Origin of the sequence: Parabacteroides sp. PF5-9, from assembly GCF_029893105.1 — a bacterium.
GTDB lineage: Bacteria > Bacteroidota > Bacteroidia > Bacteroidales > Tannerellaceae > JARXWG01.
Map to the genome: position 1 here is coordinate 58930 of NZ_JARXWG010000021.1, position 10116 is coordinate 69045.

Annotated in this window: 7 protein-coding genes; 3 read left to right on the forward strand and 4 right to left on the reverse strand. The window is 41.2% G+C overall.

Features of this window, described 5'->3' with window-relative positions; genetic code table 11:
* Positions 1-127: 127 nt before the first annotated feature.
* Positions 128-1147 carry a tRNA (adenosine(37)-N6)-threonylcarbamoyltransferase complex transferase subunit TsaD gene (gene tsaD, locus M2135_RS12345; RefSeq protein WP_280748816.1) on the forward strand — a complete coding sequence of 340 codons (1020 nt, stop codon included), beginning with the start codon at positions 128-130 and terminating at the stop codon, positions 1145-1147.
* Positions 1148-1152: 5 nt separating this feature from the next.
* The gene (locus M2135_RS12350; protein WP_280748817.1) at positions 1153-1659 is read left to right on the forward strand and encodes a CinA family protein; all 507 of its coding nucleotides are present in this window, start codon (positions 1153-1155) and stop codon (positions 1657-1659) included.
* Between the two features lie 4 nt (positions 1660-1663).
* Here M2135_RS12350 and M2135_RS12355 read toward each other — a convergent pair whose 3' ends face one another.
* The 4 genes from M2135_RS12355 to M2135_RS12370 form a co-directional block, all read right to left on the reverse strand.
* Complete coding sequence (locus M2135_RS12355) at positions 1664-4033, reverse strand: transglycosylase domain-containing protein (RefSeq protein WP_280748818.1); 2370 nt, start codon at positions 4031-4033, stop codon at positions 1664-1666.
* A gap of 166 nt (positions 4034-4199) precedes the next feature.
* The gene (locus M2135_RS12360) at positions 4200-4883 is read right to left on the reverse strand and encodes an MIP family channel protein (protein ID WP_280748819.1); all 684 of its coding nucleotides are present in this window, start codon (positions 4881-4883) and stop codon (positions 4200-4202) included.
* A gap of 152 nt (positions 4884-5035) precedes the next feature.
* Complete coding sequence (locus M2135_RS12365) at positions 5036-5998, reverse strand: sugar phosphate isomerase/epimerase (RefSeq protein WP_280748820.1); 963 nt, start codon at positions 5996-5998, stop codon at positions 5036-5038.
* A 78-nt stretch (positions 5999-6076) separates the two neighbouring features.
* Positions 6077-7507, reverse strand: a complete 1431-nt coding sequence (locus M2135_RS12370) for a Gfo/Idh/MocA family oxidoreductase (protein ID WP_280748821.1) — start codon at positions 7505-7507, stop codon at positions 6077-6079.
* Between the two features lie 373 nt (positions 7508-7880).
* On the opposite strand from M2135_RS12370, the gene M2135_RS12375 reads away from it, so the two are divergent.
* Complete coding sequence (locus M2135_RS12375) at positions 7881-9968, forward strand: ATP-binding protein (protein ID WP_280748822.1); 2088 nt, start codon at positions 7881-7883, stop codon at positions 9966-9968.
* Positions 9969-10116 lie beyond the last annotated feature (148 nt).

Genomic DNA, 10116 nt, shown 5'->3' on the forward strand with positions numbered 1-10116 from the left:
CCAAAACAGAATAAGTAATGTGATAATTATGTATTTAAGACCTCTGATACCTTTTCTGTATTTTAAACGCAAAACTACAATATTATCGCGATAGTTTTCGTTAATTTGCAGTAAAAAAGGAGAAGATATGAGTATAACAATATTGGGAATCGAATCCTCTTGTGATGATACATCCGCTGCGGTGATTCGTGATGGAGTGATGCTTTCCAATGTAATTGCCGGTCAGGCTGTTCATGAGGCTTATGGAGGGGTTGTCCCGGAGTTGGCTTCCAGGGCGCATCAACAGAATATTATACCGGTAGTGACTGAGGCGATTAAGCGAGCGGGTATAGACCGGTCGGAATTGTCGGCCATTGCGTTTACGCGTGGCCCCGGATTGATGGGATCGCTACTGGTCGGTACCTCTTTTTCCAAGGGATTAGCGTTGTCCCTGCATATTCCAATGATTGAAGTCAACCATTTGCAGGCACATGTATTGGCTCATTTTATAAAAGAGCATCCGGAAGATGATCACCAGCCGGCTTTCCCTTTCTTGTGTTTGTTGGTTTCCGGTGGAAATTCACAAATCATAAAAGTGGATAGCTATAATAAAATGGAGGTCATCGGACAAACTATTGATGATGCGGCAGGGGAAGCATTTGATAAATGTGCCAAAGTGATGGGGTTGGGTTATCCGGGTGGACCTGTTGTTAATCGTTTGGCGAATGAAGGTAATCCAAAAGCCTTTAAATTCAGTAAACCTCATATTCCCGGGTTGAATTATAGTTTTAGTGGGTTGAAAACATCCTTTCTGTATACTTTGCGTGATAAATTGGCTGAAAATGCCGATTTTATCGAAGAAAATAAGGCTGACTTATGTGCGTCTTTACAAGCAACCGTCGTAGATATTTTAATGGATAAACTACGTAAAGCATCCCAAGAAACGGGTATAAAAGAAATTGCTGTTGCCGGAGGGGTTTCTGCTAACTCTGGTTTAAGAGATGCTTTTGAAGATCATGCCCGACGGTATGGGTGGAATGTCTTTTTACCGCAGTTTGCTTTTACAACAGATAATGCAGCGATGGTGGCGATAACCGGCTATTATAAATACCTGGATCGCCTGTTTTGCCCGATGGATGCAGTGCCTTTTTCAAGGGTTGAAATTTAAGTCGTATGGGAGAGGCTTTCTATGTTGGAGAAAATCAGACTGTTTTAATCAAACAGGTCGGAGAGTTGTTGAAGTCGCGTAAGTTATCTGTCGGTACGGCTGAGAGTTGTACAGGAGGACGTATAGCCAGTGTATTTACTTCTGTTCCGGGAAGTTCGGCTTATTTTGTGGGAAGTATAGTCTCCTATAGTAATGTAGTCAAACATAAACTGCTTGGGGTCTCCGAAGCAGTGTTGGATAGTTATGGAGCGGTGAGTCAACCTGTTGTTGAACAAATGGCATTAGGTATTATTCAGGTATTGAGATGTGACTGTGCAGTTGCCACTTCGGGTATTGCCGGGCCGGATGGCGGATCTCCGGAAAAACCTGTCGGTACGGTTTGGATTGCTGCAACATTCAAAAAGGATGTTGTGTCGAAATGTTTCTATTTTGAGGGAGATCGTCAGCAGGTTATCCAACAAAGCACCGATATGGCGTTACGTCTGTTGTTAGAACTTTTAGGACAGGAGTAATTTTTTATTCAAACATCTTATCAATACCGCCGATATCCGGTGTTAATTCTTCCCAACTATTATACGTATTGTTGTTATAATCTTCCATTGAGGTTATGCATGGGACGGTATATCGAGCAGGAATGTCAAACGTCTCATCTTCAGAATACCCCAATGTTTTATCCGCAAATACCTTTTGCATATACATAGCGAATATAGGTAAGGCCATGCTGGCACCTTGACCTTCAGTCAACCGGTCGAAATGGATAGAACGATCTTCACCACCGACCCAACAGCCAGAAACCAGACTTGGAGTATATCCCATGAACCAACCGTCCGAATTGTTTTGTGTCGTACCAGTCTTTCCACCCATTTCCGCTTTAATACCGTAACGGAAACGTACACGTCCACCGGTACCTCCATCGATAACACTTTTCATCATATGAAGCATTTTGTAGGATGCGTCTTCTGTCAATACTTCATTTACCCGAGGGGTAAAGGAGGCTACCACATTTCCGTGTTTATCTTCAATCCGACTGACATATAATGGTTCAATGCGTATTCCTTTATTGGGGAATACGGTATAGGCTTCAACCATTTCTCCGACAGATACATCTGGAGTTCCAAGTGCCATAGAGATTACCGGATCGATCTCTCCTTTTAATCCGTATGACTGTAATAAACGTACAAATGTATAAGGGGAAAGCCGTCCCATTAACTGAGCCGTGATCCAGTTTGACGAATTTTGTAATCCCCATTGGATGGTGACTTTTTCACCTAGCATTTTGTCGCTGGAGTTACGAGGTTCCCAAACTTTCCCGTTTTCATCGCGTAAACTAGGTTGAACATGGAGTAGTTCATCACAAGGATTCATCCCTTCTATCATGGCTAGTGAATATAGGAATGGTTTCATTGTGGAGCCGATTTGACGACGTCCACCATTAACCATATCGTATTGGAAGTCGTTGTAATCAATCCCTCCGACATACGCTTTTACATAACCGGTACGCGGATCCATAGACATAAAACCTGTTCGCAGAAAGCTTTTATGATAACGGATCGAATCCATAGGCGACATAATCGTATCGATCTGCCCATTCCAACTGAATACACGCATATCGACAGGCTTTTGGAATACCTCTTTGATTTGATCTTCACTATTACCGCTTTTTTTCAACTCACGATAACGATCGGTCTGTTGCATGGAGCGCATTAATATCGTGTCTATCTGTCCGGCAGATAAATGACTGGAGAAAGGAGCATAACTTCTTCCTCGTTTCTCTTTAAAGAAAGCAGGTTGTAAATCTTTGCTCATATGATCCCGAACGGCTTCTTCAGCATATTGCTGCATCCGGGAGTCGATCGTTGCGTAAATTTTCAAACCATCTGTGTAAATACTGTAATTACTGCCATCTGCTTTTTTGTTTTTATTACACCAGCCGAAAAGCGGATTGGTGGCCCAGGCAATGGAATCTTCCTTGAATTTTTGTGTTTGCCAGCTGGCATAATTTTTACGTTCCGGTTTTTTCGCTGTCATTGTCAGACGTAAATATTCACGGAAATAAGGTGCTAACCCTTCCTTATGATCCATCCGGGTGAAATGTACCGTAAGAGGTAAATTTTTTAAAGAATCACACTCGGTACGGGAAATGTATTGCGCTTTACACATTTGTTCCAAAACCACATTCCGACGTCCTAATGTTCGTTCGTTATAACGTACAGGGTTATAATATGAAGGGTTTTTACACATGCCGATCAATGTGGCAGCCTCTTCGATACTTAATGTTTTGGGCGTTTTATCAAAATAAACACGTGCAGCCGATTGAATACCAACCGCATTATATAAGAAATCAAACTTATTCAGATACATATTGATGATTTCTTCTTTCGTATAGAAACGTTCCAATTGAACGGCAATCACCCATTCGATCGGTTTCTGAAGCGCTCTTTCCAATAGGTTATCAACATTGGGCGAATATAATTGTTTGGCAAGCTGTTGGGTGATGGTACTCCCTCCACCTCCACTTTTTTGCATCAATATCCCTCTTTTAATAATAGCACGAGCCAATCCATAGATATCGATGCCGCTATGTTGCGCGAAACGTATATCTTCGGTCGCAATAAGTGCTTTAACCAAGTCGGAAGACAAATCATTGTAGTTGATATATATACGGTTATCCGTACTATGTGCAAAAGGAGCTCCCAATGCTTTTCCATCTGAAGAGATTACTTGAGAAGCATATTTATCGATAGGATTTTCCAATTGTTCAATAGGCGGCATATATCCGATTGATCCTTTTGCTATTCCTGAAAATAACAGAACCACAAAAGCCAGTGCAATTAGAAAGAATGCCCAGAAAAAAATAAGAATGCCTTTAGTTACTTTTGAAGCCATTTTTGTTTTACTTCGGTTTTTTGAAAGGCAAAGGTAATAAAAAAATAGAGATAGGATAAGGTTCGCATTTTAATGACTTTATAAAAAAGTAAAAGAAACATAAGGGTATAAAAAAACAAGACCGGATTTTTACAACCCGGTCTTGTTTTTTATCTCTTAATTGCGATTAAGCATCCTGTGCAGTGTCAATTGCTTTCCAAACAAAAGCAGAACAGGCTGCACCCAAAAGCGGTGCGACAATGAACAGCCATAATTGTGATAAAGCGGCTCCTCCTTCAAATAGAGCAGGACCGATACTACGAGCCGGATTTACCGATGTACCTGTAATAGGGATACATACAATATGAATTAAGACTAAAGAAAGACCGATTGCCAAACCGGCAAATTTGTTGTCGGCTCCTTTTGAAGTTGTTCCTAATACGACAAGAACAAAGATAAAGGTAAAGACCATTTCAGCGATAAAGGCTTGTAACATATGACCATCCTGGAAACTGTTGGAGCCTGTTGCTGTAGGTCCGTTGTGAGAACCAGTTGCCACTAAGCCGTAAAGAATAACAGAGCCAATGATGGCGCCGATCACTTGGAATAACATATACATGCCAGCTTCTTTCGACGGCATTCTGTTTGAAAGCCATACACCGAGGGTAATTGCCGGATTGATATGACATCCCGAAATTTTACCGATTGTATATGCCATGGCGACAACAGCAAGTCCAAAAGCTAAAGCAACGCCAAGTGTTCCTACGCCTGCTCCCACTGTACCGGCTACATTTCCGGCAAATACAGCACTACCACATCCCATCAAAACAAGAACCATTGTTCCGATCATTTCTGCTACATACTTTTTCATTTTTTCTTTTGTTTATGTGTTAAAAAATAAAATGTTTCATAAAAACAAGGGTCAAATATACTATGTTTTTAGTTTATTTTTAGAAATAACCGTATAAAATGAAAAAGGATACACATTCTTTGCGCATCCTTTTTCTTATTTATGGTTCTGATTTATTTTACAAAGCTAGCATTGTTCAGGTAATCAGCACATCCTTTTACACCGTCGAACTGAGACATATTTTGAACATTTTCTAATTCAACAAAGAAATCTTTAATACCGTTTTCATATGCTTGTTTGAAGATCATTTCGAAATTCATCATACCAGATTTGCCTAAAACAGCTTTATCCTTAATATGAAGCACGGTGATACGATTCTTGTATTTTTGCATATATTCCACAGGATCTTGCTGTCCCATAACAGTCCAGTAAACATCTGTTTCGAAGAATACTAATGAAGGATCTGTATTTCTTAACATGCAGTCGTAGATAATTTCAGTGCCTTCGGGTAAGTTACGTCCGAAGATACTACGTCCGACGAATGATTCTCTACCACCAGGAATAACACGGGCAAATTCACCGGAGTGGTTGTGGTAACCAAATGACATTCCTGCTGCCTTAGCAATCTTACCGGCTTCATTGAATATTTCTCCAACGAAAGATGTCTCTTCTACGCTACGAGTAGAAGGTTGTCCGGGTTGAATCAACAGTTTAACGCCAATTTTCGCATGGTCATCAGCTGTTTTCTTCCAGAAATCCATGATTTGTTGTTTATTAGACTGATTATATGCATTTACCGGAGGGTTCACATGCGTACTACGAATAACCAAACCAGCATCATCAGCCATTTTTTTGAAATCAGCCATGCTCACTTGGCCGATTTTACCGTCGCGGTATCCGGCCAATTCAATATATGAATAACCCATACCGGCTACTTTTTTCAGTCCACCAGGAACATCTTCGCCTAATTCACGACCAAGTGAGTAAATCTGCAATCCAAAACTTTTTTTGGCATGTGCATTGTTAATCACTGGCGCTGCATTTGTAGCCGCTGAGGCCATCGAGCCTTTACCTGCCAACAGTCCACCTAAGGTGAAAAGTGAGGCGTTACGAAGGAAATCTCTTCTATTTGTCATGATAAATTATAGATTAGTGTGAATATGCAGTCGAAGAATGTTATGAGATAACAACTTCGACTGCAGATTCAAATATGATTAATACAATGAATAAGGACGTCTGTAGTCATAGTAATACAAACGGTGTGCTTTCGCTTCCTTGTCGTTGTCTTTAAAGCTTAATGTAGCCGGATCCCATTTCACCGGACGGTTCAATTCGCGAGAGATGTTAGCCAGACAGCACAATGTGTTGGTGCTTGTTCCCACTTCTACCGGAGCGATCGGGTTCTGACGTGAACGAACACAGTCGATGAAGTTCTGCATATGTGGAGAACTGATCTCGAACTGAAGCGCGTTACCACGGTTGCGTTCGCCCTGTTGTGAACGTTGTGCAGCCGTCATCTGACGTTGTGCTTCGCGTTGAGCCGCATTCATCGGACGAGTACCAGCTACATCAGCCGGAACCTTAGAAGCGTCAGAGCAAGCAAGATGGCTACGAGACACTTCGATCCATCCGTTTGTTCCGATAAATTTGATACCCTGTGCCGAATCGTTATCATCCAGATATGGTTGTTCGGTCATAACGATACCGTTCGCATATTTCATAGTTGCCCACTGTGTACCGTTGTATCCTTTAGGGATAAATTCAACCGGTCCTGATCCGTCCATACCGATAGCAGCCTGAGCGATATCGAACATATGCGCACCCCAGTCAGCAGTGTAACCGTTACCGGTTTCCTGATACCAACGCCATGCACCCCATAGTTTTTCGTTTACTTCGGGATTCAGTGAGATCGGAGGACACAGATCTGGATGATAATGGATCTTCGGATCATTCAATGGACCCATCCACATATTGAAGTTCAGGTTTGCAGGTATTTTTTCTTCTGCCAGATTCAGTGGCGTTGGTGGTTCACCTACGCGTGCATATATTTTTTCTACATGACCGATTGCACCGGCTTGTACCAGTTCGATCGCTTTTTGGAATGTTGCTTGTGAACGTTGTTGGCTACCTACTTGTAATACACGTTTGTTATCGCGTACTTGTCTTTGAATTTCCAAACCTTCAGTGATGGTATACGCCAACGGTTTCTGGCAATAAATATCCTTACCTGCTTGAGCAGCGTGGATAGATTGCAGTGCATGCCAGTGGTCAGGAGTTACCACTTCTACAGCATCGATATCTTTACGTTCCAACAGGTCTTCGTAGAACTCATACCCGTCGCAACGTTCGTTCATATCTTTTGTTTTTTGCCATTCGGCCACTCTTTTCTGAAAGCGTGTTACTTTCATCGAGTCTACATCACAACAAGCTGCCACCTGTAAACCCGGGCAAGCCGCAAAACCGCGGAAATCGCTCAGCGCTTGGCGTCCAAGGCCGATGAATCCCATAACTACGCGATCACTGGGAGCGATACGGACACCATTCTGTGCCCAGCTTGGAAGGATTGTCAATCCGGCAAGTCCTAATGCCGAATAACCAAGGAATTGACGTCTGTTAATTCCGTTTTTTTGTTCTTCTGTTTTCATGCTACTATGATTTAAATAAACAATAAAAATGACATGATAATATTATATCCTATCACAATAATGACAGATATTATAGGTACAACTTACTTTCCAATGGGAAATATACATTAGCTAAATTCGTTATATTCTAAACACAACCAAATGACATAGCCCTTAATTGGCAAAGGTCGAATGTCGGCACACAAATATCAACATTTTTTTTATTAATGCAATAATTTACAGCAAAAAAACGTTTAGAGTCTCCTTAAAAAGGGGGTATTGTTAAAAATCATCATAAACGGAGCCTATTCGGAGCATATTGTTCTTAGTCATATTAAAATTGTTATATTTGTCCCTATTAGCGCTAGCGTATTTATATTTGATAGTCCACTAAATGAACCAGATCGAGCCACAGCAGTCCCACGAACATCGGGAAGAGCATCAGCTTTTCCGACAGACAATGCAGGAGATCCTTCATGTCATCAAAAAGGCAGACACCTCAACTGCCATCAATGAAGGATTAGCAAAAGTGATGTCATTCTTTGATGCCGATCGTGTTTATATCGGCTATTTTAATGAGAATGATTTGAGTCTGACCTTTATCCATGAAATATCCTCTGATAATAAAATGGATTTAAGTCGGTTTCTCAATACGCAGTTTTTAGGATCCAATGTTCTTTACGAAAAAGATTTTCCCTGGTGGATTGGTAATATCCGTCGAGGTATCGATACAATCATCAATGATGTCTATCAGGATATACCGGAGAGCGGCCGTGTTGAGCAAAGCCTGATCATAAAAAACGGGGTGAAATCTTTGCTGACCACTCCGATCTTTACGGAAGGGTATATCTGTGGTTTTATGGGGATCGAGTTTGTTGGCCGGCAGCATAATTGGATCGAGTCTGAAGTAGAAAACAGTCATTTATTCTCTGACTTATTTTCCATTTTTATAGAGAATCAACAGATGCAGAAGACGATCAAAGACTCTTCCATTGAAACATTTAAAAACGATTCGATCTTTAGAACGATCTTCGAAACGTTGCCTGTCGGCATCGAACTCTATGATGGAGATGGATATTTGGTGAATATCAACCAGTACGATTTGGATATATTGGGAGCTCAGAAGGAGAATATTTTAGGTATCAACTTATTTGACAATCCGACAATCCCGGAAGAAGCTTTTATGCGTATTCGGAATGGTCAGGAAGCGATGTTTGAGAACGACTATAGTTATAAAACGATCCGGAGAGAGAGTTATTTTGAAACATCCCATACGGTCGAAGAGATGCGCCTGATCGGGAAATGTATTCCTTTGAAAAACAATGAGGATAAAATTATAGCCTTTGTGCTTCTGGTTCATCACGACACCACTTATTATCAGAAAAAAGAGGAATTGAGAGACAGTTTGACCAAGCTGACTATGGCGATCAATACGGCGAATGCCTATATCTGGGAATACGATGTGAAAAGTAATACGGTAGCAATCGACTACAGTCTGTTGAATCGTGAGCAGCGAAAGAATGTGGAGACCGAAGATGTATTAGCCCGTAAGAGTAAAGAAGCGCATTTAGGGCAGATTCATCCGGAGGATAAAGAGCGGGTATTTCGACAGATACAGGCAATTATTGACGGTGAAATCGACTCTTTTTCAGAAACATACCGGCAGTATAAAGAAGATGAACTTCGCTGGCATACGACTTACTTTCGCACCTATAAATATGATGATACCGACAACCATCCGTCGCGGCTGATCTGTCTGACAAGAGATATTACTAAAGAACGCGAAAACGAACTGGCGTTGATCAATGAGCGGGAAGCCAATAAACTCAAAATTGCTTTCATTGAAAATATGAGTCATGAATTGCGTACCCCGCTAAATACAATCATCGGTTTCTCCAATATATTGGCTGAGACAAGCGAATCGGAAGAGAATCGGTACTTTATCGATCTGATAAAGAAAAACAATGATATTCTGCTTCAGATCATCGATAGTATTCTGAGCTTTACCAAAGCCGAAGCAGGAGATATGCAATATGTTGCAAATGAGGCGGATGTAAGAATAATCTGTGAAAAGGCGATTGCTCTCCGTTCGGCGCATCAAAAAAGTCATATCCAATTCGTTTTCGACGAAAACTCTCCTTCGATCTTATTAAATACGGATCACGACCGGGTGGTGCAAGTTCTGTTTCATCTGATTGATAACGCGTATAAATTTACGGAAGAAGGCTCCGTTACACTTCGCTATTACCTATGCGACGATAAAAAGGTGCGTATCGAAGTTATTGATACCGGCATCGGACTAACCGATAGCGAGATCTCCCAGATATTCAAAAATTTCTATAAAGCCAGAGAATTTCAGGTAGGCCTCGGACTAGGTCTTTGTATCTGCAAGAAAATCATCGAAGATCTGGGAGGCACCCTTGGCGTTCAGTCTGAAAAAGGGAAAGGTTCGACTTTCTGGTTTGAGATGCCATTGGCTTGATTTTTAAGTATGTTTTGCCTGTTTTAATAAAATATACGAACCGTTCTTTAGAAACACCTTGTCCCGTCCTAAAATTGGTTGTCAAGTTTGACTGTTTCTAAGTTTCGAAAAAGACCAAAACACTCATGGTCCTTAAAAGAGTTTACAA

Coding starts and splice junctions, on each gene's coding strand:
- tsaD (WP_280748816.1), top strand. CDS start 128: ATGAGTATAACAATATTGGGAATCGAATCCTCTTGTGATGATACATCC.
- M2135_RS12350 (WP_280748817.1), top strand. CDS start 1,153: ATGGGAGAGGCTTTCTATGTTGGAGAAAATCAGACTGTTTTAATCAAA.
- M2135_RS12355 (WP_280748818.1), bottom strand. CDS start 4,033: ATGGCTTCAAAAGTAACTAAAGGCATTCTTATTTTTTTCTGGGCATTC.
- M2135_RS12360 (WP_280748819.1), bottom strand. CDS start 4,883: ATGAAAAAGTATGTAGCAGAAATGATCGGAACAATGGTTCTTGTTTTG.
- M2135_RS12365 (WP_280748820.1), bottom strand. CDS start 5,998: ATGACAAATAGAAGAGATTTCCTTCGTAACGCCTCACTTTTCACCTTA.
- M2135_RS12370 (WP_280748821.1), bottom strand. CDS start 7,507: ATGAAAACAGAAGAACAAAAAAACGGAATTAACAGACGTCAATTCCTT.
- M2135_RS12375 (WP_280748822.1), top strand. CDS start 7,881: ATGAACCAGATCGAGCCACAGCAGTCCCACGAACATCGGGAAGAGCAT.